At 45.1% G+C, this 22,897-nt stretch carries 24 protein-coding genes; 9 read left to right on the top strand and 15 right to left on the bottom strand.

The genetic code is table 11. The annotated features are described in order from the left end of the window. Positions 1-4: 4 nt before the first annotated feature. Positions 5-265 carry a YbdD/YjiX family protein gene (locus HMPREF0083_RS17685; protein WP_021623005.1) on the top strand — a complete coding sequence of 87 codons (261 nt, stop codon included), beginning with the start codon at positions 5-7 and terminating at the stop codon, positions 263-265. A gap of 136 nt (positions 266-401) precedes the next feature. Here HMPREF0083_RS17685 and HMPREF0083_RS17680 read toward each other — a convergent pair whose 3' ends face one another. Next, positions 402-836, bottom strand: a complete 435-nt coding sequence (locus HMPREF0083_RS17680; RefSeq protein WP_021623004.1) for a DUF2621 family protein — start codon at positions 834-836, stop codon at positions 402-404. Positions 837-1,089: 253 nt separating this feature from the next. Here HMPREF0083_RS17680 and trhO point away from each other — a divergent pair, with 253 nt between their 5' ends. Beyond that, positions 1,090-2,025, top strand: coding sequence for an oxygen-dependent tRNA uridine(34) hydroxylase TrhO (gene trhO, locus HMPREF0083_RS17675; protein WP_040303547.1), 936 nt, complete (start codon positions 1,090-1,092; stop codon positions 2,023-2,025). A gap of 74 nt (positions 2,026-2,099) precedes the next feature. Here trhO and HMPREF0083_RS17670 read toward each other — a convergent pair whose 3' ends face one another. The 3 genes from HMPREF0083_RS17670 to HMPREF0083_RS17660 all read right to left on the bottom strand — a co-directional run bounded on the left by HMPREF0083_RS17670 (position 2,100) and on the right by HMPREF0083_RS17660 (position 5,050). Next, positions 2,100-3,329 carry an FAD-dependent oxidoreductase gene (locus tag HMPREF0083_RS17670; protein WP_040303505.1) on the bottom strand — a complete coding sequence of 410 codons (1,230 nt, stop codon included), beginning with the start codon at positions 3,327-3,329 and terminating at the stop codon, positions 2,100-2,102. A 57-nt stretch (positions 3,330-3,386) separates the two neighbouring features. Continuing rightward, a complete protein-coding gene (locus HMPREF0083_RS17665) occupies positions 3,387-3,977 on the bottom strand; it encodes a TetR/AcrR family transcriptional regulator (RefSeq protein WP_021623000.1) in 591 nt (196 codons plus the stop codon). A 134-nt stretch (positions 3,978-4,111) separates the two neighbouring features. After that, the gene (locus HMPREF0083_RS17660; protein ID WP_021622999.1) at positions 4,112-5,050 is read right to left on the bottom strand and encodes an aromatic acid exporter family protein; all 939 of its coding nucleotides are present in this window, start codon (positions 5,048-5,050) and stop codon (positions 4,112-4,114) included. A 160-nt stretch (positions 5,051-5,210) separates the two neighbouring features. Between HMPREF0083_RS17660 and HMPREF0083_RS29820 the strand changes: the two genes are divergently transcribed. Then, complete coding sequence (locus HMPREF0083_RS29820; protein ID WP_021622998.1) at positions 5,211-6,092, top strand: methyl-accepting chemotaxis protein; 882 nt, start codon at positions 5,211-5,213, stop codon at positions 6,090-6,092. 74 nt (positions 6,093-6,166) lie between these two features. On the opposite strand, the gene lpdA is transcribed toward HMPREF0083_RS29820, so the two are convergent. From lpdA to pdhA, 4 genes are read right to left on the bottom strand one after another with little or no spacing between them, the layout of a single operon-like run. Beyond that, positions 6,167-7,579, bottom strand: coding sequence for a dihydrolipoyl dehydrogenase (gene lpdA / locus HMPREF0083_RS17650; protein WP_021622997.1), 1,413 nt, complete (start codon positions 7,577-7,579; stop codon positions 6,167-6,169). A 3-nt stretch (positions 7,580-7,582) separates the two neighbouring features. Further along, positions 7,583-8,935, bottom strand: a complete 1,353-nt coding sequence (locus HMPREF0083_RS17645) for a dihydrolipoamide acetyltransferase family protein (RefSeq protein WP_021622996.1) — start codon at positions 8,933-8,935, stop codon at positions 7,583-7,585. Between the two features lie 51 nt (positions 8,936-8,986). Continuing rightward, on the bottom strand, positions 8,987-9,967 hold the full coding sequence (locus HMPREF0083_RS17640) for an alpha-ketoacid dehydrogenase subunit beta (RefSeq protein ID WP_021622995.1): 981 nt from the start codon (positions 9,965-9,967) through the stop codon (positions 8,987-8,989). Positions 9,968-9,970: 3 nt separating this feature from the next. Next, a complete protein-coding gene (gene pdhA / locus HMPREF0083_RS17635; RefSeq protein WP_021622994.1) occupies positions 9,971-11,017 on the bottom strand; it encodes a pyruvate dehydrogenase (acetyl-transferring) E1 component subunit alpha in 1,047 nt (348 codons plus the stop codon). A 198-nt stretch (positions 11,018-11,215) separates the two neighbouring features. Here pdhA and HMPREF0083_RS17630 point away from each other — a divergent pair, with 198 nt between their 5' ends. Both HMPREF0083_RS17630 and HMPREF0083_RS17625 read left to right on the top strand, forming a co-directional pair. Further along, positions 11,216-11,935, top strand: coding sequence for an alpha/beta hydrolase (locus HMPREF0083_RS17630; RefSeq protein WP_021622992.1), 720 nt, complete (start codon positions 11,216-11,218; stop codon positions 11,933-11,935). Between the two features lie 4 nt (positions 11,936-11,939). Further along, complete coding sequence (locus HMPREF0083_RS17625; protein WP_021622991.1) at positions 11,940-12,542, top strand: TVP38/TMEM64 family protein; 603 nt, start codon at positions 11,940-11,942, stop codon at positions 12,540-12,542. A gap of 81 nt (positions 12,543-12,623) precedes the next feature. Here the strand turns inward: HMPREF0083_RS17625 and HMPREF0083_RS17620 are convergent, their stop codons facing one another. Both HMPREF0083_RS17620 and HMPREF0083_RS17615 read right to left on the bottom strand, forming a co-directional pair. Continuing rightward, positions 12,624-12,980, bottom strand: a complete 357-nt coding sequence (locus HMPREF0083_RS17620) for a YflT domain-containing protein (protein WP_040303502.1) — start codon at positions 12,978-12,980, stop codon at positions 12,624-12,626. Positions 12,981-13,094: 114 nt separating this feature from the next. Next, a complete protein-coding gene (locus HMPREF0083_RS17615; protein ID WP_167331580.1) occupies positions 13,095-13,988 on the bottom strand; it encodes a diacylglycerol/lipid kinase family protein in 894 nt (297 codons plus the stop codon). Between the two features lie 492 nt (positions 13,989-14,480). Between HMPREF0083_RS17615 and HMPREF0083_RS17605 the strand changes: the two genes are divergently transcribed. Continuing rightward, entirely contained in the window at positions 14,481-16,559 is a 2,079-nt protein-coding gene (locus tag HMPREF0083_RS17605) for a peptidoglycan D,D-transpeptidase FtsI family protein (protein WP_021622987.1), read from the top strand. Between the two features lie 51 nt (positions 16,560-16,610). Here HMPREF0083_RS17605 and lepB read toward each other — a convergent pair whose 3' ends face one another. Further along, positions 16,611-17,123 carry a signal peptidase I gene (gene lepB, locus HMPREF0083_RS17600; RefSeq protein WP_040303499.1) on the bottom strand — a complete coding sequence of 171 codons (513 nt, stop codon included), beginning with the start codon at positions 17,121-17,123 and terminating at the stop codon, positions 16,611-16,613. A 180-nt stretch (positions 17,124-17,303) separates the two neighbouring features. Between lepB and HMPREF0083_RS17595 the strand changes: the two genes are divergently transcribed. Beyond that, a complete protein-coding gene (locus HMPREF0083_RS17595) occupies positions 17,304-18,374 on the top strand; it encodes a YkvI family membrane protein (protein WP_245191356.1) in 1,071 nt (356 codons plus the stop codon). A gap of 111 nt (positions 18,375-18,485) precedes the next feature. Here the strand turns inward: HMPREF0083_RS17595 and HMPREF0083_RS29455 are convergent, their stop codons facing one another. Beyond that, a complete protein-coding gene (locus tag HMPREF0083_RS29455) occupies positions 18,486-19,421 on the bottom strand; it encodes a L,D-transpeptidase family protein (RefSeq protein WP_245191355.1) in 936 nt (311 codons plus the stop codon). Continuing rightward, entirely contained in the window at positions 19,418-20,428 is a 1,011-nt protein-coding gene (locus HMPREF0083_RS17585; RefSeq protein WP_021622983.1) for an MBL fold metallo-hydrolase, read from the bottom strand. Before HMPREF0083_RS17585 ends, HMPREF0083_RS29455 begins: the two co-directional genes overlap by 4 nt. A 195-nt stretch (positions 20,429-20,623) precedes the next feature. Here HMPREF0083_RS17585 and HMPREF0083_RS17580 point away from each other — a divergent pair, with 195 nt between their 5' ends. Next, positions 20,624-21,637, top strand: coding sequence for an RpnC/YadD family protein (locus HMPREF0083_RS17580; RefSeq protein WP_021622982.1), 1,014 nt, complete (start codon positions 20,624-20,626; stop codon positions 21,635-21,637). Positions 21,638-21,844: 207 nt separating this feature from the next. Here the strand turns inward: HMPREF0083_RS17580 and HMPREF0083_RS17575 are convergent, their stop codons facing one another. After that, complete coding sequence (locus HMPREF0083_RS17575; protein ID WP_148316007.1) at positions 21,845-22,069, bottom strand: hypothetical protein; 225 nt, start codon at positions 22,067-22,069, stop codon at positions 21,845-21,847. Positions 22,070-22,247: 178 nt separating this feature from the next. On the opposite strand from HMPREF0083_RS17575, the gene HMPREF0083_RS28215 reads away from it, so the two are divergent. Further along, complete coding sequence (locus HMPREF0083_RS28215) at positions 22,248-22,331, top strand: putative holin-like toxin (RefSeq protein WP_148316011.1); 84 nt, start codon at positions 22,248-22,250, stop codon at positions 22,329-22,331. A 313-nt stretch (positions 22,332-22,644) separates the two neighbouring features. On the opposite strand, the gene HMPREF0083_RS17570 is transcribed toward HMPREF0083_RS28215, so the two are convergent. Further along, complete coding sequence (locus HMPREF0083_RS17570; RefSeq protein WP_021622978.1) at positions 22,645-22,842, bottom strand: hypothetical protein; 198 nt, start codon at positions 22,840-22,842, stop codon at positions 22,645-22,647. Between the last annotated feature and the right edge of the window lie 55 nt (positions 22,843-22,897).

Below are 22,897 nucleotides of genomic sequence, written 5' to 3'. Positions count from 1 at the left end.
AATAATGTGGAACGATGAAGCATGTCCGAAACAATCGTATGTTCCACCGGAGAAAGTAAAGGAGATATCGGCTAACCATTCGCTCATGCGGCGGATTCGCTCGACGTTCCGAATGATCTTCGGTATTCCGGACTATGAGTTGTATCTGGATTACTGGCATGCAGCACCGCCGAAGGATGAACAGACACCCATGTCTGAGAAGGAGTTCTTCCGACAAGCAATTGAACAACGCTACGGAAACGGAAAACGGACACGTTGCTGCTAATAAGAAAAGGGCCTGCTTATCCCATCCGGGACAGCAGGCCTTTTACCTTAGTAGCTTTTTGTCATATTCAAGAGAACGGTAAAGATTTCGACGACAAGTGCGATAGTGCCGAAATACATTAGGATGAAGGGCACCTTTACACATTAATTTTTAGATGCTGCTTATACGGAGAAAAATCAATCTGCTTCTTCTGTAGATGGGCGACCAGGAACTTATGGTCGCGAGCAGGCGTTGCCACAATGTATCCCTTGATAACAAGGTCGGTCGTTATCTGCTTGACCCCTGCCTCAAGCGCCAGCATCCCGATTTTTCCCGCAATGCTGCGACGGGCTACATCGCGAAACAGTTGTGGCACAGGACTAACCAGTTCATCAAGCAACTCTGTCGTCTCGTCTGTCCACATATGACGTGTCTTGTCAATATAATGGTCTTGCCAGTCCAACTCTGACATTCCGTCCTGCTTCGGCATTGATTTTAAGAACTTACGGAACATGAAAAATCCGCCAACGGCAAGCAATAAAATAAGAAGAACTGTCCAGACGATAATGAAAGAACCGAACCATGCTGACATTGCTATAAATCACCGCTTCCCTTTTCGGTAATATTTATGGTACGATATAGTATCGTAACTCAACTTATGCAATATGCTTATGATATTTACAATTACAGCCAATTATTATTACATTTATTTAATAAGTATACTATCACACCTGTTGATTATCCATAGGTTGGAAGGGAGAAGATGCTCCCATCGTACTGGATAATCAGCATCCTTGAGATCAAAACATATAACAAGGAGGAAGATTTCCGTGCAACAAGAGCATTTGGAAACACAAAAGCCATATCGTGTGCTTTTATTTTATAAATACATTCATATTGAAAATGCAGAAACATTCGCAGCCGAACATTTGGATTTCTGTAAAAATCTAGGTATAAAAGGCCGCATTATCGTCGCTGATGAAGGCATTAATGGCACACTATCCGGGACAGTGAAACAAACAGAACAATATATGGACACGCTACGGCAAGATCCTCGTTTTGCTGATATGTTTTTCAAAATCGACGAAGTGGATGAACATGCCTTCAAGAAAATTTTTGTTCGTTACAAAAAAGAGCTGGTAACGTGGCGCTTCGAACAAGATGTTGATCCGAATGAGACAACCGGTAAATATTTAAGTCCAAAGGAATTTTACGAACATCTGCAACGTGACGATGTAATCGTAATTGATGGTCGTAACGATTATGAATATGAAATCGGACACTTCCGCGGTGCGATTAAGCCTGGTGTTAATTCTTCTCGCGAGTTTCCAAAATGGATTCGTGAAAACCTGGGGGACTACAAGGACAAAAAAATTATCACGTACTGCACAGGCGGGATTCGCTGTGAGAAGCTATCCGGATTTTTGCTAAATGAAGGCTTCACCGATGTGGCCCAGCTGCATGGAGGCATCGTCACATACGGTAAAGACCCTGAAGTACAAGGTCGCTTATTCGACGGCAAATGCTACGTATTCGATGAACGAATTTCCGTACCGGTTAACCAAACTGAAGAGGATGTAATTATTTCTAAATGTAAACACTGCGGTAAGCCGAGCGATCGCTATGTAAACTGTGCGAATCCATGGTGTAATGTGCAGCACTTCTGCTGTGAAGCATGCGAGGATGAGCACAAACGCTCCTGCTCCACAGCATGCGCAGAACATAAGGATAATCGTTATGTAAAAGAACAGCTTGCTAAACAAGAGGAAGCCGTTAAATAACCGTACTGTTATACTGCCAAAAGGCCGGAACTTCCCCGGCCTTTTTTCTTTTGAATACTACTGTACTTATACTGCTAACGGACGAAATAATCGGTAGCAACATGTATAGGCTTTGACCCAAGCGCCAGCTTATTTCGCATTCTTTCAAATAGCGGTGTATGGCTGACAATAGGGACAGCCGTACGCCGAAGTCGTAGTAGGAGAGGATTACGGATACCTAGCATGTTCGCCTGCATCCGTTGAATGCTTTGGATTTGTGCAACGGCTGGACGTCGCTCCTTCTCATACAGATGAAGCTCTCTCTTCGATAGAATTCCCGTACTCGTCCGTAGCGCCTCCATAATGACAGGATGGGCAGCTACTGCATCTTGAATGGCCAAACTATTTCCCTGTCCAGAAAATGGAGAGGCAATGTGCGCAGCATCTCCGATGAGCAGCAGTCCGTCCTGCACCCAGCTTTTCATCATTGCCACCTGAATATCCAATATTGAGCATTGCTTAAAATCAACCAAATGCCGCGCAAGCCCACTCTGCAAACCCGGTTCCACTGCGCTCAACCGATTGCGGAATTGTTCGATGCCCTGCCTGCGCAATTCATTGTATGTTCCTTTGCGAATCACCCATCCAATTTGCACTTTATCTTTACCCATCGGTATATGAATCAGCATCCCTTCATCTTCAATTTGTATTTGTAACGGATACTTTTTTCCTCCTATGGCCGGCATGTCAAACCATACAAAATCGAATTGATGCTCTTCTTTCTCCTGTTCAATCCCTGCGAGTTTTCGTACGGTAGAATAGCGCCCATCAGCACCAACTACTACCCTTGTTGACAACTCGAGCCGTTCACTGCCTCTCCTCACCTGTACACCGGATACACCTTTCTCTCCTTTAATCAAATCTGTCACGACAGTACCATTCATGAAAGTAAAATTATCAAATGCAGATGCTTTATCAATTAAAAACTGAAGCAGCAAAGGCTGCGCAAGATTTACGCCAAAATGATAAGGACGCGGCAAATCGTCAAACCTTACAGAAAATAGCCTTTTTCCATGATCAATGAAGTGAAAGGCGTCAATTTTTCGATGAGGCAAAGCAAGCACCCCATCGAGCACGCCCATCTGATCAAATAATTTCATCACACTCGGCTGAAAAAAGTACCCTCGAAACTCGCGATCCAGTTCCTTATGACGCTCTACCAGCGCGACTCTTACCCCACTCCGCGCAAGTAAATATGCCAGCGTACATCCCCCAGGTCCTGCTCCTGCCACGATAACATCAAATTCCAGATCACTTCCGCCCATTTTTCCCCACCCTTTCACTTAGTAAGTACTTACTCAATGAACTAGATAAAGAAATAGTTAAGAAATTATTTTGATAAATTGATGAACAGTAACTGTGATATAGTTCTCACGTTCATTCTTATTGTCCTGTACACGATCATGAATAAGAAAATACATAACAAGCGCATTCAGCATATTGCGAATCGCAATGTACAGCTCCTGCTCGCCAATAGTACTGCGTTCTTTTAAAAATCCGGCAAACAATTGTACACCGCGTGCTACCAATTGATTCAGCTTTTCCTGAATAGCCGGATTACGGTGTGATTCACCGAAGAACATTGCAATAAGAGCTTCCTTCTCGTCCAGCAAACGGAAGAGCGAACGCAATATATAAGTCAACGCCTCTTCCAGCCCTGTTTCCTCTCGTATTTCCAGTGTGATAAGCCGCAAAGACTCATTTAGTGTATGCCGATCAATTACCGCCCATAGCAGCTCTTCCTTTGACGTAAAATAATGATAAATCAATCCGTCGGTTACACCAGCCTGACGTGCGATATCCTTCGTTGTACTTGCGGAAAATCCTTTCCTCGAAAACACGGCCAGTGCCGCATCGATTAATTTGGTCTTCGTCTCTGCAGCTTGCAAAGCACGATTTGTTTGTTTTTTCATCGTGTTCTATAGCTTCCTCTCAATTCGTTAAGTATTTACTTAACGAAAATATACTTCTCTCTTTACATTTCGTCAATAGTAAAAAAACAAAAAATAGGCCCGCAGCGCAGTGCAGACCTATTGCTTTCTATACATCATTGATACGCCAGCAAATAGCTTTCCAGCTCATTTAAAATCTGCAGCAGAGCCGCCCTAATCTCGAACTCATCCCGTGTCGTAGGCAGTGGCATGGCTTCGTACTCCCGACGCAGCACACGAATCTCATCACGCATCCCTCCAAGCTCTGCATGTTTCCCCCTACCAAGCTTCTCCGCAATTTTACGCAGCATCACAGCCAACATCTCTCCCTGCACTACGACTTTCTGAACATGGGATACGAGTGCGAGCATTCGCTTTATTGTCTCGAACTGCTTTTCTTTTTCCTCGAAGTACTGGTAATCATTCATCTCGTCACGAGTCATCGCATTTTCCGCATTCAACAGCGCCTCCGCCTTACCCTGTCCGATCAGTTCATCAATGGAGAGAATTTCCCGGCCATCCCAGATATATCCTTCATTTTCAAGATGATTGGCAAGCTGTGTGAACAATGAAGCACACTCCCCCGTTAATTTCTCCCTTATTTCCTGCACCCGCTTCTTCCGTGACGGCATGTACGCCATGTTAACCAGCAATGACACCACCATACCAGAAAATAAAATCAGCACCTCATTCTGGACAACGGCAAGTGAAATTTCCTCAGCGGCAAACAGATGAAGCGAAACGACGGAGCAGAGCACGATCCCGCGTTCCGCTCCAATTTTTACTAACAGGGGAATAGCAAGCAATAAAATAAGACCTATAACATAAACGCGAAAATCCAGCAAATAAAACAACCCTGAACCGATAAACAGCGTAATGCCTGCGGAAAGCGACAGTTTTCCTGCCGCAGCGAGGGAAGCCTTCCGCGTCGCCTGCAGCGTCAAAATAGCGATCACTCCGGCAAATGTATACGTGTCCAGTCGAAGAAAATGAGCCAAATAAATCGAAAGCACCACCGCCAACGCTGTTTTTGCAATACGAAACCCTATTTTCATATAGCCTCCTAAAAGAAATGAATAAGACTTTATACTTATAAACAAACTCTTTATCTAATTCCATATTCTCTTATGTAAGGTTTTGGTTTATGATGAAAAGAGTAGAAAATACTAATGAAAAAGATACCATTTCTTATCGAATAGGAGCGTGTTCCCAATAATGACGGAAATCGCAAAAGACCAAACATCGCATCTTCATGACGAGTGGGATTCATTAAAAAAATCCTGCCGTTATTTTTATGACATGCTTAATGAAGAAAGTACGCTTGTTCTTTCCGATACAGAAAAAATTATCGGATACTGGGAAGGCAAGCATATTAAATTTGGCTTCAGAGAAGGAAGCAGCCTTCCCGAAAATACAGCGCTTCGACGCTCGCTGGAGCAAAAGCGCAAAGTCAGCCGCACTGTTGATCATCAGGAATCAGCGTTTGGCTTCGGATACTCGGCCACAAGCATTCCTCTGTTTGATGAGCAGCGCCGACTTATCGGAGCCCTCGCAGTCTCTACTCCCATTCAAAAGCAGGAAATGCTTAAAAATATGGCATCAGAATTGATGCAAACATCTGAGCAGACGACACAGGCCACTGAGGACATCGCTGCCGGTGCTACAGGTATGGCGGATGCGGTAAGTGCTCTATCGGTTAACTCGCAAAAGGCCCAGAACGCACTAAGCACAGTAGGCAAGGTCATCAACCTGATTAAACAAGTTGCCGATCAAACCAACCTCCTCGCCCTGAATGCTGCAATCGAAGCAGCGCGTGCAGGCGATGCGGGTCGTGGCTTTGCCGTCGTTGCCGACGAGGTACGCAAACTTGCTTCGAGCACACGAGACAATGTAGAGGAAATCTCGAAAAATCTCATGGAAATGTCAGGCACCATTGAAGAAATCGTAAAGGAAGTCAAAAACCTCGACATTTTAGCTCAACAACAAGCAGCTGCCACTGAGCAAATCAGCGCATCAATGGCTTCACTTGAAGAAAACTCAAGGAAAGTCGCAGAAGTATCCGAATCTCTCATCCAACGCAAAGCTTCAGATGTGTAACATCCATTCCTTTCCTACAAAAAAAGGCAGGCCGGAATTGATATTCCGTCTGCCTTTTTTCTGCCCACCAAACATTACTTGGACAATGAATGAATACCGTGTCCAAGAGCCGCTTCTGCCGCCTCCATCGTTACTTCGGATAACGTCGGATGCGCATGGATGGTTAACGCGATGTCTTCTAGCGTTGCGCCCATCTCGATAGCAAGGCCGGCTTCTGCAATAAGATCAGATGCTTCTGGACCGACAATTTGCACTCCAAGCACTCGTCCATCCTCTTCGTTTGCTACAACTTTCACGAAACCGTCTGTTTCATTAACACTCAACGCACGGCCATTTGCCGCAAAGGAGAAGCGACCCGTTTTCACCTTGAATCCTTCTTCTTTCGCCTGCTCTTCCGTCAAGCCGACAGTAGCCATCTCTGGATCGGAGAACACAACCGCCGGGATTGCCATATAGTCGATTTCGCTTGGTTCACCAGCAATCACTTCCGCTGCTACTTTACCTTCGTATGACGCTTTGTGTGCCAGAGCAGGACCAGCCACAACATCACCAATCGCATAAATATTCGGCACGCTCGTTTTACACTGCTTATCAACCTCGATAAGTCCACGGTCCGTCAGCTTCATCTCGATGGCTTCTAACCCTAGTTCATCCGTATTCGGACGGCGTCCCACCGTTACCAGACAATAATCCGCCTCGAATACTTCTTCCTTATCTTTAATTTTTGCTGTTACCTTTACGCCATTTTCCGTTACTTCACTCGATTGCGCCATCGCCTCGGTATGGATTTCTACACCTAGCTTCTTCAGCTTTTTGCGTACCATTTGTACCATTGGCTTCTCGAAACCAGGCAGAATATTGGCCGCGCCTTCAAGCACAGTCACTTTCGCACCCAGCTTTGCGAACACAGTGCCGAGCTCGATACCGATATAGCCGCCGCCAACAACGAGCATTTGCTCTGGAATATGATCCAATTCCAATGCTTCGGTCGAAGAAAGAATGCGCTCGCTGAAAGGCAAGGCCGGAATCTCGATCGGACGGGAGCCTGTTGCGATAATGCAATGGTTAAAACGGTAGCGGTTCACTTCATAACCATGGAACACGCGCACCTCATTCTCGCTTACAAAAAGCGCCTCGCCCGGAATCACTTCTACACCGTTTCCTTTAAGAAGCGTTCCAACACCGCCTGTCAATTTATTGACAACGCTTTGCTTCCACTCCTGTACTTTTTTCATGTCGACGGATACACCTTCGACGTTAATACCGATGCTGCTTCCCTCTTTCGCCTGTTCATACTGCTTGGCGGCAGAGATAAGCGACTTGGACGGAATGCAGCCACGGTTAAGGCATACGCCGCCGACTTCTGCCTTATCCACGATCGCTACCTTCTTGCCAAGCTGGGCAGCACGAATTGCCGCCACATATCCACCCGGTCCAGCACCAATCACCAGCACATCAAGCTCTGTTGTAAATTCACCTACTACCATGTATTACACCTCCATGACAAGCATTTCCGGATTTTGCAGCAGGCCTTTAATATAGTTCATATACAATTGCGCCATCTCACCATCGATAAGGCGGTGATCAAAGCTTAAGGACAGCGCCATAACAGGTGCAGCTACGATTTCATCATTTTCATTCACAACCGGCTTCTTCGCGATGCGTCCTACGCCAAGGATCGCCACTTCCGGATAGTTAATAACCGGAGTAAAGAACATGCCCCCTGCAGAACCAATGTTCGTAATAGAGAATGTACTTCCTTTCAACTCATCAGAAGAAGCTTTTCGTTCGCGCGCTTTAGTGGCCAGCTCGGAAATTTCGCCCGCAATTTTCCACAGCGGTTTACGGTCCGCATCCTTGATAACCGGCACAAGCAATCCTTCATCTGTTGCAGCTGCAATACCGATATTGTAGTATTTCTTCAATATAATTTCGTTATTCTCGTCATCGATGCTTGCATTCAGTTCCGGGAACTCTCGCAGACCTGCGATAGCAGCCTTAACAATGAACGGCAAGTATGTCAGCTTCACTTCTTTTTTCTCCGCAATCGGCTTGAAGCGAGTGCGCATTTCTACTAGCTTGGTTACATCCACTTCATCCATAATGGTTACATGCGGCGCGGTATACATCGATTTCGTCATTGCGGTTGCAATGGCTTTGCGGATACCTTTAAGCGGCTTACGTTCTTCAAGTCCACCAGACGCTGCTTGTACTGCTGCTGGAGCCTGTTTTTGCTCGCCTGCTGTCTGAGCCACCTGTTGTGTTTGCTCTGCTTGCGGTGCTGCTGCCTGGGCTTTGCCGCCGCCTTGTGCAAATTGCTCTACGTCTTCGCGGGTTACACGGCCATTTTTACCTGTAGCTTGTACCTGACGAATATCGATGCCGCGTTCGCGAGCCAGCTTACGTACAGCCGGTGTTGCATATACGCGCTTGTTCTCATCCACTGGCTCAGCCTTCTGCTGCACAGGAGCCTGGCCTTGCGTTAGCGGTGTTTTTTCTACGTCCGCCTGCTCGGATTTCTCTTTCAGCTCTTCTCCTACATCGCGTCCGGTAGCATCTGCCGTCTCGCTCTGCGGCTCGTATGCGCCTTCAGATGCTGCAGCACCCTCTGCATCGAATTCGACGAGTACGTCACCGACGACGGCTACCGTTCCTTCGTCCACTTTAATAGCGAGCACTTTTCCGTTTACGGGAGAGGGAATCTCTACAACCGCCTTGTCATTTTGTACTTCCATAATGATCTGGTCTTCTTCGACTTGATCGCCTTCTTTAATATGCCACTTAACGATTTCGCCTTCGTGGATGCCTTCACCAATATCCGGCATCTTGAACTGGAACGCCATAGATGGGACCTCCTCTTTAAGTATTGTTGCGAATAATATCGAAGGGTCGATTTAGAAATCGAGCACTTTCTTCATACCTTCGATGACACGGGACGGATCCGGCAACCATACATCTTCCGCTGCCGCAAATGGGAACACTGTATCCGGAGACGTTACGCGCACGACCGGAGCCTCCAGAGAGAGGATAGCCTTTTCGTTGATTTGAGCGATGACTTCAGCCGCCACACCCGCTTGTTTTTGTGCTTCCTGTACAACAACGACACGATTGGTTTTTTCAACGGAGGCAATAATTGTTTCCGTATCAATCGGATTGATGGTACGCAGGTCGATAACCTCAACCGATACATTACGTTCTTTTTCAATTTGTTCGGCCGCTTTCAAGGATGTTTGTACCATAGCGCCATACGTAACGATGGTCACATCTTTTCCTTCTTTTACTACATTCGCTTTACCTAACGGAACTGTGTACGATTCTTCTGGTACTTCACCGCGGAAAGAACGGTATAGCTTCATATGCTCAAGGAAGATAACCGGATCATTGTCGCGAATAGCGGAAATGAGAAGTCCTTTCGCATCGTACGGATTGGACGGAATAACTACTTTTACACCTGGCGTTTGCAGGAACAGCCCCTCTAAGCTGTCAGCATGCAATTCCGGCGTTTTCACGCCACCGCCAAACGGCGCGCGGAATACGATTGGAGAGTTATAGCGTCCACCAGAGCGGTAGCGCATACGCGCTGCCTGGGATGCAACCGCATCAAACGTCTCAAATACAAAACCGAAGAACTGGATTTCGGCAACCGGACGGAAGCCTTGCAGGCCAAGGCCGACTGCCATGCCGCCGATAGCGGATTCCGCAAGCGGCGTATCGAATACACGCTCTTCGCCGAACTCTTTCTGAAGTCCGTCCGTTGCGCGGAATACCCCACCGTTCACCCCTACGTCTTCACCGAACACGAGTACGTTCGGATCAGCTTTCATTTCTGTACGCAGTGCGTCTGTAATGGCTTGGATCATGGTCATTTGTGCCATGGCTTACTTCATCTCCTTCTGCTTATACTCATCGTATTGCTCCTGCAGAGCCGGAGTCTTCTCTTCAAACATAATATCGATCAGATCGGTTACTTTTTGCTTCGGTTGTGCGTCTGCTTTTTTAATCGCTTCAGCAATCTCATTCTTCGCCTGTTCGATTACTTTGTCCTCTTCCTCTTTAGACCAGAGGTTTTTGCTTTCAAGATACGAACGGAAACGTACAAGCGGATCTTTTTGTTCCCACTCAGTCATTTCTTCTTGTGCACGATAACGGGTCGGATCATCGCCTGCCATCGTATGCGGTCCATAACGGAACGTCAACGCTTCGATCAGTGTCGGGCCTTCGCCTGCGAGCGCGCGTTCTCTTGCTTCTCGTACCGTTTCGTATACGGCAATCGCATCCATACCGTCGATTTGCACGCCTTTAATACCCGCTGCTTGCGCTTTCGCCGCCACCGATTCGGCTGCTGTTTGCTTGGAGAACGGCGTAGAGATCGCGTAACGATTGTTTTGCACAAAGAAGATAGCCGGTACTTTATATACACCCGCGAAGTTCAGACCTTCGTAGAAATCCCCTTGGGACGTACCACCATCGCCTATGTACGTAATTGCGACACGTTTTTCTTTTTTCAGCTTAAAGCCCATAGCTACACCCATTGCTTGTGTAATTTGTGCAGCAATAATAATTTGTGGCATTAAAACGTTTACATCTTCAGGAATCTGTCCACCGTGGAAATGACCGCGTGAATATAAAAATGCCTGGTACAATGGCAGTCCATGCCATACGATTTGTGGAATATCACGGTAACTCGGCAGAATGAAGTCTTCCTTAGCCAGTGCGCTTTGACTTCCGATCATGCATGCTTCCTGTCCGGCAACCGGTGCATAGAAGCCGAGACGACCTTGACGGTTCAAGCTGATTGCACGCTGATCCCATACTCGGGTATATACCATCTTGCGCATTAATTCTTTCAGAGTGGCATCATCGACTTGAGGCATTTGCTTTTGATCTGCAACCTTGCCTTCAGGCGAAAGAATTTGTAACATCATGACAACTCCTTTTTTTGATAAAATATGAAAAAGAACATTTACACTGCTGTAATAGAACAATCTGGCAGTGAAACACCTCTTGTTGCACAACAAGTACAGTTCTTTACTTTCGGATTCGCGATGAGTATAGCACTTCCTCTTTATCATGTCCAATTTTTTTCACTCATACATATAAAAAACACGGAGGATTGATTCAAAATGGACGAGAAATTGCGCAAGCGGACCATCCTGCGCCGTGAGCTTGAGAGCGCGTACCTAAAAGAAACACGCTCCTACAAAGTGTACCTGCCGCCGAACTATGATTCGAACCAGGCCTATCCCGTACTGTACGCTCAGGACGGCGAACAGTTCCTCAACTTTGGCAGAGGAGCAACCATCGCTCAGGAAATGATTCTCAAGAACAAACTGTTACCATTCATCATAGTAGCTGTTACAGTTTCACGTGAAAATCGAACAGAAGAATACGGAACCGGGCGCAGCCGAAATCATATTTACAAATCCTTTTTTCTGGAAGAAATCATACCCGCAGTCGAGCAAGAATTCCTCGTAAGCGAACGTGTACTTGTCGGCGATTCACTTGGCGGAACCGTAAGTCTTGATCTTGCGTTGGACAGACCTGATTTATTCAACAAAGTTCTCTCTCTTTCTGGAGCGTTCTATCCGGAAGTAATGAAAGGCGTGCTGCGCAAGCCTAAGCTTCCGCACCTCACCATCTATATGCTTGTCGGTTTGCAGGAAACAGCAGTACCTGTCGGAGATAAAACCGCCGATTTTCTCAGCTATAACCGTGAAATGAAGCAATTGCTCGAGCAGCGCCAGGCTTTTGTTACATATACCGAAAAAGAAGGCGGCCATGATTGGGGATTTTGGCAAAATCAACTTCCTGATGCACTTTCCTTCTTTTTTGGGGTAAAATGAAAATATGAACTGGACAGAGTTAAAAGCCTATTTTTCCGAAGAAAATCTATTAATGTTGCTTGCCAAATATGAATCATTCGGGCCGTTTCCAGGTATTTTCATGCCGTTTATCGAAGCGTTCTTCCCGCCGTTGCCATTGATAGCCATCGTCGCGGGCAACGCCGCTGCATACGGCTTATGGCTCGGGTTTTTATATTCCTGGGTCGGAGTCTGTCTCGGTGCAGGCACCGTATTCTTGCTATGCCGTAAGCTTGGACAGCACCGCTTCCTGAACTTCCTCACCCGTCATCCGAAGGTGAACGAAGCGATGAATTGGATGAACCGGCATGGATTCAGCGCCATTTTTCTGTTTTCCTGCTTCCCGTTCACACCTTCTTCGCTCGTAAATGTAGTGGCTGGTCTTTCCAACATTCCAACCAGTCACTTCATGGCTGCTATTATGCTTGGTAAAGCGATTATGATTTTTATCATTTCGTTTATCGGGCACGACTTTATGTCCTTTATTGAGCAACCGTGGAAGCTGCTTGTTGTGCTTCTCGCTATTTTTTTGCTTTGGTTTGTCGGCAAAAGGGTGGAAACGCAGCTCACCTCAGTTAAACGAAAATAAGAACGTACAAAAGTGGTAAGCCTCATGAATAAGGCTTACCACTTTTTCCTTTGTCAAAATCCATATCCCGAAAATTTTTCCTTATAGATAACGGTCCAGATTATCACGATAATCTTTCACAACTAGCAGAACCTTTCCCTGATCAAGACGAGCCTCGTACTGCTCGGCTTCCGCCTGGGTAAAGCCAAGATTTTTGAACTCATTGCGCAGCTCATCTCCCCGGCTTTTGAACATATTAGCTACCGTATCGATTACGCCTTTCTCACTAACGCCCATGTTTTGTGTATCTGTTGTATCTGTTAAATCTTTAGAAATATTTTTATCATGGGCAAACAGATACATATTATCTTTTGTATATCCTGCGTTTTGCAGGCTATTCACCGCTTGATACGCCTGTACTGTGTTCTCATATTCTTGAACCTTGCAATTTGTATTCATTGTGTATCCTCGCTCCTTTTCGTATTTTTCTAATGTGGTGACATGTATTCCTTTCCACATAGGTGAGGATTGAAACATATTATATTTTATTTAGAAAATCCCCCCATCGCATGCCTATACTCTTCCAATAACACGAAGGGCTCCAGGTAAAAGCCTGACATCAACCGGTGTTTTCCCATTCTCTTCTCCATCCGTATCGATGATTTGTGCAGGACTGCATTCAAGTGTCAATGAGGACGCTTTATGACAGGAGAGCGCGTCATGCTGAAACGGCTCATGTCGCAAATAAGACGACAAAACACTAACAATTTCGGAAAGCCCGATATTCTCTACCACGATCACCTCAAGATACCCGCTGTTTATTTCATTGTCCGTAAACAGTTCGAGGCCTGCCAATGACATTCCATTGGCTATATACACCATAACCGCTTCCTTTTCGATCGTTTCTGTCTCTGTTCTAATAACCGTCCGAAATAGCTGATCTTCCTGTAAGTGTTGCAGTGATTTCAAATAATAAGTGAAATGCTTTAAATATGTTTTCGTTTCGTTCTTTATTTCATTCGACACCGTAGAAATAAGTCCTACACCAAGAAAATTTACAAAATACCGCTCGCCACAACATCCGATATCGATGGCCTGTGGCAATTCCTGCTTCATAAATTCACACGCTTCCAGCAAATCCAACGGGATTTGCAGCGTGCGGGCGATGTCATTTGCCGTACCCGCAGGCAAAATACTGAGCACAGGACACCTGTCCAAGCGCATCAAGCCATTCACTACTTCGTGGACAGTTCCGTCCCCTCCGGCAACTGCCACTACGTTATACTTATTGCTCTCTTCGTATGCAATCTGTTCGGCATGCGCTTGACGCAATGTGGGCCTAAGCGTAACATCCCATCTTTCTTGCAGCGATATAGCAATGTCTCCTACCATCTGACTTATTACTTTCTGTCCGGCTATCGGGTTGTAAATTAACAATAATTTTTCTTTATCTATAATGTTATCCATTTTGATTTTCACCGTCCTATTATACTTATTCAAATTATTCCCGAAACATAAGAGGGCGTAACAATCCCCCTTAAAAATTTTTTGCTTCCTCATCTCGCTCCCTTCTATATATATCTGATTCGATAAATCTCCTTGTCCATTTCACTGGCAAGGGGATTGCTCAGATTGAAAGATAGCAAAACACCCTCATTTCATGTAAAATAGTAAATGCATGGAAAATTATACTTCAGGTGGAAATCATGTTCTTACTGGATATCGTTAAATTTTCCCTCATTGTTTTAGGAATGCTACTGTTAAAGCATCTCTCTTTTAATAAAAAAACACATAAGCATCAATTTCCCTACAAATATGCATTTTTTCAGCAACCTCCCCTTATTTGGTGGATGTTTAATCTTATTTATATTTTATTTGCCCTTATTATTTTCGCTTCCGGTGTAAGCATATAAGACAAAGAGAAAGAAACTATATAGTTCAAGGTGTGAGGTAACCACGATGTTCGACGTAGAAAAAAAAGAGACTGAACGGCGTAAACAGATTTGCTCTCGCTTAAATTTTCTCCTCGTGCTGGTCTTTTCCATATTTGCTATTGTCATTTTCAGGCTGGCCTATGTTCAAATAGTGCAGGGAGACACATACATACAGGAAGCCTCTTCCAAGTCTGACAAGAAAGTTCCAATTCCCGCGCTGCGTGGGAGCATTTATGATAAGCATGGAAATCTTATCGTGCATAGCCGGGCATCTTTCGCGGCTGTATTCCAGGAAGAAAACGGGATGAAAAAAGCGGACTTTGTTAGTCTGGCGACCCGGCTTTCTACAATTTTAAAAAACACAACAAAAGAAGACCTGCTTAAGAAGATGGACGTAGGATATCATTACAAGGATGGAAAAATTGTTGACGTTCCCCGTCAAACACAAAAATTCCTTGAGAAGGACTTAAAATATGATTTATCTGAAGAAGAAATCGCTTATTTGGCGGAACACCGTACTGAATTAAAAGGGGTATCTGTCGTAACCAAACCGATTCGTGAATATGATTCCAAGCACATAGCGGTACAAGCGATCGGTTATGTTCGGCCGTTTAACGTTGCAGATAATCAAAATATCGAATTCTATCGTCAGCGTAAAGACTCGTATCTCCCTAACCAGATGGTTGGCTACGACGGCATCGAACGAAGCTATGAAGAAGTATTACGCGGGGAGAATGGGTATCGGATTTATCAGATTAACTCCAAGCAAGCCATCCTGGGACAGATTGCGGAAGCCCCGCCTAAGAGCGGGCATAACCTGTACCTGACGATCGATCAGCGCGTCCAGATGGAAGCACGCGATTTCATTAAAAACTTCCTGCCAAAACTGCGTGCGACCGGCCGTAATGCCTCCTACGCAAAGACGGCTTATGCGGTCGCAATGGAAGTAAAGACAGGCAAGATTGTCGCTATGGTTAGCTATCCTGAATACGACCCGAACATCTGGACATCCAGCCCTGATCAGGAAACATATGAGGCCAACCAATATTCCTTCACAAACGGTACAATCCGCAGTGCACCGTATGACGTACGTCCGAAAACGGGCAAAACGGCTCAGTTGGAAACGTATAAGCATCCGGCTTCACTCGTTCCCGCCGGCTCAGTAATTAAACCAGCTACCGTTCTAATGGGCTTATCGGAAGGGACTGCACCCTACTATTATTCTGACACGGGCTCATACCAATATGGTGGCGCGGGAGATGTCATTCGCAATGATAGCGGACATATTTATGGTCCATTAACACCACAGATGGCCATTGAGAAGTCCTCCAATACATATATGGCGCTCGTCGGCCATAATCTGGCCAGAAAATATAAGAAGAATGCTGTGCCTGTGTTGCAGAAATACATGCATGCATTCGGTCTTGGAATAAAGACAGGTGTCGACTTGCCGGGCGAGTCATCCGGCGGTGAGGACTTCCTTGTCATGAATAAAGAGTACGGACCGGTTGCCGCTATGGTACAAGCTTCCTTCGGGCAGCAGGGCCGGTACACCACCATGCAACTGGCGCAATACACGGCTACTATGGCGAATAAAGGCGTACGTGTAAGGCCCCAAATCGTCGATCGCATTGTTGACATCAACGGCAATGTTGTTCGACCATTCAAAACCGAAGTGTTAAGCGTGTTAAAAGAGTCCGATTCGTATTGGAGAATTGTTCATCAGGGGATGGCCCAGGTTGCCAGTTCAGGTACAGCACGTAACGCGTTTGCCGGTTTTCCGTACCGTGTTGCAGCCAAAACAGGGACCTCGCAGCAGGACATCTATGTGCCGGATTCTGTCGATTTCTCCAAAAAAGTTAAATGGCGCAAATACAAAGCAATCAATAACGGGGTATTCGTTTCGTTCGCACCAGTGGACAATCCCAAGCTAGCTGTCGCCGTTATCGTACCGGAAGGGGGATACGGCAGCTCTTCAGCCGGTTTAATCGCCCGGGCGATATATGATTCATACGAAAAGCACGTGGGGCTGGATCCTACCGACAAACCGTATGACCCGGCAACCGCCGTTCCTTCACAGGAGGCAGCATCCGGTAGAAAATAACCCCCCATATAGAAAAAAGCAGCTTCTTGGCATGCCAAGAAACTGCTTTTTCTACATGGACTGCATATCCGTAAACGGATAGAATCGGAAGCGTGCTTTGCCCTCGATAGCGCTCTCGTCTACGAACGGCTCAGGCCATAGATGAGAATCATAGCTTTCATTCCGGTTGTCACCAAGGAAGAAGAATTTTCCCTTTGGAACCGTAATCGGCCCAAAATCATATTTCATCGGTTCCCTAATATACGGCTCATCCACTTTTTCTCCGTTCCGGTACAACGCTCCATCCTTCACTTCAATCGTGTCGCCGCCCATTCCAATAAGACGTTTAATAAACCGCTCGCCTTTCTTTTCAGGCAAAGGCGGATAGAATACAACTATATCGCCATGCTTTAAATTTTCCGTACTCGTCATTTTATCTACCGCCAGACGATCATTAATATGAATCGTGGGCAGCATGGAACCACTCGGCACGACAACCGCTTCCCCAATGTATGTACGAATGGTCACACTCAGTACAATCGCCAACAGAATAACGGGCACCCATTCCTTTATCCATTTCATCATGCGTATATGTCCTCCTGCTTTCTCCCAAAATCGAACAAGGCCTGCCGTATTTCTTTTTATTGTAAAACAAAGCATTAAAAATGTAACGAGATTTTTTCTCTATGTAAGGCCAGTCTATCAGCCGGGACAATCTCATACATATAAAATAACACACCTGTTGATTATATGAACCAATGAGAGGTGAGAGTCTCGAAACGAAATTTGCAGTCCATTCAATGGCTGGCGATGCTACAGGTCGGCTTCACGTATATTGGCACAATTGTCGGCGCAGGCTTTGCAAGCGGACAGGAAATTTTTCAATTTATTACCCGTTATGGAAGCAAAAGCGTGCCAATTATTATCGTTAGCGTTCTTCTATTCATTCTTGCCGGAGCCAAAATCATGCTGATCGCCCACCGTATTCGCGCTTCTTCTTATCATCAGTTCAACCGGTATGTATTCGGTAAAAAGGCAGGTCTCTGGATCAATGTATTTACGCTGCTTACGCTGCTTTGTACGACAGGTGTTATGCTAGCCGGGAGCGGCGCATTGTTCGCCCAGCAATTAGGCGGATTCTATCAGATCGGCATCATCGGAACCGCACTGCTTGTGTATGTTATTACCTCACGTGGTATGCAGGCCATTATGACGGTCAATACATTTGTCGTACCACTCATGCTTGGCTTTACTATTCTTATCGGTATTCATACGTTTTTAATGAACGATGCGACTTCCCTGCCCTTTACAGAACGTTCTTCCGTTTCCGAATGGACGTTAGCTCCATTCCTGTACGTAGCGTTTAATCTTTCACTCGCACTGGCCGTACTTGTACCGCTTGGGAGCACAGTACAAGACCCCCGTGTACTAGTCGGCGGTAGTATAATCGGAGGAATTGGTCTTGGCATTCTCCTTTTTCTCAGCAACTATGCATTGCTCGTCCGTGGACCTGCTATCGCTCAAGCCGAAGTTCCTATGGCAATGATCGTCGTATCGCTCGGACCGCTTGTGCAATGGCTGTTCAGCCTTGTAATTCTGGCAGAAATTTTCACTACGCTTGTCGGCAACGTCTTCGGTCTAACGCGCCAATTGCAGACGCTTCCCCAATTCCAGACTGGTCCGAGGGTACTTATCGCTGGACTGTTGATGGTTTGCTATGTGATTAGCCAATTCGGCTTCTCCACGCTAGTACATCATCTCTATCCGCTATTCGGCTATCTCGGAGCAGGTACGCTACTGATGATTTTTCTTGTACGACAAAAGCCTGCAGGATAAAAACTCACGCGTTTTTCAAGCAACATAAACGGAAGAAAGTATATTATTTTCTTCTCTATTAAACAAAACGCGAGAAGCTGCTTGAGCGTCTCGCGTTTTTGTATGCTTTACTTACTTCACTAATGAAGCCAGAAAGGATTCCGGACCTTGCACAATCGCTGGCATTTTCTTTGGGTCCAGCCATTTTACTATAGCCAGTACATTCGCTTCAGACAGCGCCACGCAACCAGCAGTGTAGCTCTGGGGACCACGCCAGATATGCACAAAAATCGCACTGCCTTTGCCCGGAATCACCGGGTCTTCATTATAGCGAATCACCAGCGCATATTTATACAACGGAATAGCCAAACGCTCGAATGATTTCCACTTCTTTTTTGGATCGCCTTCATAATGGACCCACGTATTGTAGTCGGGGGATGTTTTATCATCTATCCAGTAGTCTTGGCGTGTAACCAATCTGTAAGGCATTGTAACCCCGGCAGGTTTTGTAGCTGTGCCAAAAGCGGTTCCGAGGAAGTAGACACCTGCGGGTGACTTGGCATCTCCTTCTTTCTTATCCACAGACAATGCGTATCCATTCTTCCCTACTACCGCCGGCATCGGCGGCAGAGCCGGAACCCATTTTCCCCCTACTTTCTCAAAAGCCTGAAGCCGGGCCTGACGACTGTTCCAATCAGGCGTAGTAACAACAATTATCTGCTCCGTCTCCTCACCAACTCCAGCAGATACCGCAAAAATCGTAGCCTTCGCTATCTCTTTTTGCTCCTTTTCTTCTTTGTCGCTCCTCACATTTCTCATATGCAACGCATTTCTCCCTTCCTGTAAAATTCTGCACCATACAGCTTCATAGCCTGAACCTGCGCCCCGGCAGAAGGAAGGCCAGCGCGTCTTTTTCCGACCGCTCCCGCCTACCGCCCTTCCCTCTTTTCTTACCTCCATCACAAACATGTGTCGACTTATCAAATCAGGTACAATCGTTTGGAACCGCTCGCAGTCAGCGACTATTCTTCGGTTTACGGATGGAGCGGTGCGCAGGAATCGTCTCAATTGTTTGATTCATATGAGCCCTCCTCCCCTTTCACGGGTTGCACATCATAGTGCCACACACCTTTTTTCAACTCTTTTTGGACTTTATGCCGTGTCTCTAAGTAATCCAAATGACCGATAATTTCCGACATGACCAATGAGAACTGGCTTTCATATTTATCTTTATAATACGCATAAGCCAATTGATTTGCTGTTGAAATTCCGCTTCGGATTAAACGCAGAATCCTTTCTGCCTTTTCATTAATACGGTGTAATCGCTTCGTAATCAATTGTTTATGATTGTAGATGAATTCCCCATGGCCAGGATAAACAATCTCGGCATCAAGCTGTAAACACTTTTTAAGCGAGTCTACATATTCAACTAGCGTTAATTGTCGTTTGCCATTCCGATCAGGTTCGACAAGCGCGTTACTGGAAATATGACTAATAAGATGATCGCCAGCGAAAAGCCATTTTTTCTGTTCATGTAAAAAAACCACATGATCAGAAGAATGTCCAGGTGTTTCTATAACCTGCATCCCCGCTATTGTATCACCATCAGCAAACGTTACAATGTCTGCCTGAATTCGGTTCTTCTCATTTTTCCGTACAGCCTCCCGCAACTTTTGAACCTGTTGTTCCCCGGCAGCACCACACCCCATTTCTTGATATAGCTGTTCAAAAAATTCTATCCGTAATAAAAAAAACGCTTTGTCCCTTTTCAAGCGATGAATCGATTCTTGATGGGCATAGAGCGGAATTTCTTTTATGGAAGAAATACGATTAATCAGGCCCACATGATCTTCATGATTATGTGTAACAATAATCCGGGTCAAGTCATGAAGAGTATATCCATTTTCATTCATCGTCCGCATAAAGCATTCCCAGCATTCTTCAGAGTCTATACCAGCATCGATCAATGTTAAAGAACCAGCTTCCTCTAGTAAATAAAAATTAAAGGACCGTAAGTTATATTTTGTAGGAACTTTAACTGGATAAACAGAGAGACCGTCTTCTGAAATAATCAAAGGAAATCATACTCCTCATTTTTTTGAATTATCAAAACTCCATTTTTTTATTATAACGCTAGTTTGTTTCTAAAGAAATGCATAAGGTAAAGCATTTATCTGCGATATTACCTTGTACTCGTCTATAGTCAGAATACAACTTTACGGGAAGCATGATATAATGAAAAATAAAATTGTATCTACGGGGGAATCCAAATGTCAAAGGAAGAAAATCTCTCGGATAGTCAAGGCCGTACCGATCATGACCGTTTATTTAAGGAGCTCCTTTCGACATTTTTTGAAGAGTTTATGGCGCTCTTCTTTCCTGACGCCTATGAAGCCATTGATTTTGAACATACCTCTTTTTTATCAGAGGAACTGTTTACGGATATTCTAAAAGGAGAGAAACGACGTGTCGATCTTCTTGTAGAAACGCACCTGAGAGGGGAAGAAAGTCTCATTATTATTCATGTGGAGCCTCAATCGTATGAACAAACCTCCTTCCACGACCGTATGTTCATTTATTTTAGTCGACTATATGAAAAATATCGCAGGCGCATTTTGCCGATCGCCATCTTCAGCTACGATAAAGTTAAGGAAGAACCTGATACGCTCCACATATCCTTCCCTTTCTTCAATGTGATGACATTCCAGTTCTTAAAAGTGGAACTGAGGCGAAAAAACTGGCGAGACTATATTCAACAGGACAATCCGATAGCGGCTGCACTACTAAGCAAAATGGGATACACACCTGAGGAAAGAGTCGAAGTCAAAAAAGAGTTTCTCCGCATATTGGTACGGTTAGAACAAGACCCGGCTCGTATGACATTGCTTACCGGTTTTTTTGAAACCTACTTACAATTGAGTGAAGAGGAAGAACAACACTTGCGCATGGAGTTACAAAAGCTTGATCCTAATGAGGAGGGACGAATTATGGAATTGACAACATCCTGGCATGAGAAAGGAAGACGAGAAGGAAAACAAGAGGGGAGACAAGAGGGGAGACAAGAAGGAAGGCAAGAGGGAAAACGAGAAGCTGTACATGTGCTTTTGCAGGCGAAGTTTGGAGACGCTGCAAAAGCTTTACATGAAGATATACAGAAACTAACGAAGGATGAATATATCGACGAACTGTTGCTGAAGGTTACAATCGCGCCATCGCTCCAGGAAGTAAAAGATTTTATCCAGGACAAGGTTTCTAAACAAACAAAAGATAAACGACTACAATAATAAAAAGAATGGTTGTACACCTTGTTTTCTTAACTTTTCCTGCTTGGAGAGGTTCACGTATGACAAAAACCGAAACAAGTGACTCATTGACTTTGTCAGCCCCTCATCCACTATCCGATATCCCTAAATTTCGATGATACCGTCCATCATGATGCTGCTGGAACTACACAATATGTATAGCGCTCCCTCCGCTTCACTTGATGTCTTTTAACACGCAAACAAGCCTTCCTTTGTTACATATCCATCTTGTTGTTCCCCAATAGTATTACCCGCTGGTGCCCCAAGAACAGGCTGGTGTACTTCAGGCTTATTAGCATCAACCTGCTTTTGAATATCCTGTACTTTTCCTTCAGGTTTCGGTTCTGCGAGAGCCATAGCCCAAGGAATGAGTAAAAATAAAGCCAGTAATATACCCTTTAATATCTTCATCATCTTCTCCTCCATCACTATATGTTACATCACCATCCTTTATTTGTAATTTAAAACTTATCAAAAAAGCACTCTCATCCAAGAGTGCATAGATATGGTATAATTTTGTCATTGCACAATTTGATACGGCTCCTCAAGGGTGGTCTACGGCTCACTCCCTGTAAGAAAGGGGGTGAAGCTTATGACAGTATTCGAAGCATTGATGTTGATGATTGCATTCGGCACACTAATTGTAGCTATACTGTCGTTTAGCCAAAAGAAATAGGCCCCCTTGAGTTTGGAAGACCAGGGGACCTATCTCTTGCTTTATCCATCGTATGAGCCACGCCCTTGTTAGGGACGTCTATTGTGCATGACCGTTTGGTGTTGGTAGCACCGAGCGGTCTTTTTTAGTATATTCATTGAATAATGCTTACATTCATTATATCAATGCTATGATGTAGCTGCAAGCTATCTATCATGTCCGCATCGTTCGTTTCATATTTTCCTCTGTAATCATTTCAGCCGCTATGCAGAAAAACTTCTGCCGCTCTCGCTCTACTTCGTATTCAAGTACCTCTTCTGGCAGCCGGTGACGGTTAACCCATATGAAAGCTATCTAGTCGTGGCGGCAGCTCGAATTTCTCGATGCGGTTATATGCCTTCAATAACCCTGCATTGTTCAAATCAAATTCATGTTCCGTTGCTTTTACAATCATGATATCAATCTCATTGTATGTGTCTTTAGCGGGGCCATCTTCATTTACTGCTAACTCAATTGAGCAGCGTATTTCCATTGGTATCCAGGTGAACACGTGCCGTATCTTTCGTGCGGTCGATTACTTTTCCTGT

Source organism: Aneurinibacillus aneurinilyticus ATCC 12856, from assembly GCF_000466385.1.
GTDB lineage: Bacteria > Bacillota > Bacilli > Aneurinibacillales > Aneurinibacillaceae > Aneurinibacillus > Aneurinibacillus aneurinilyticus.
Note: the sequence above shows the minus strand (reverse complement) of the source record. Positions and strands in the feature narration are given on the sequence as shown.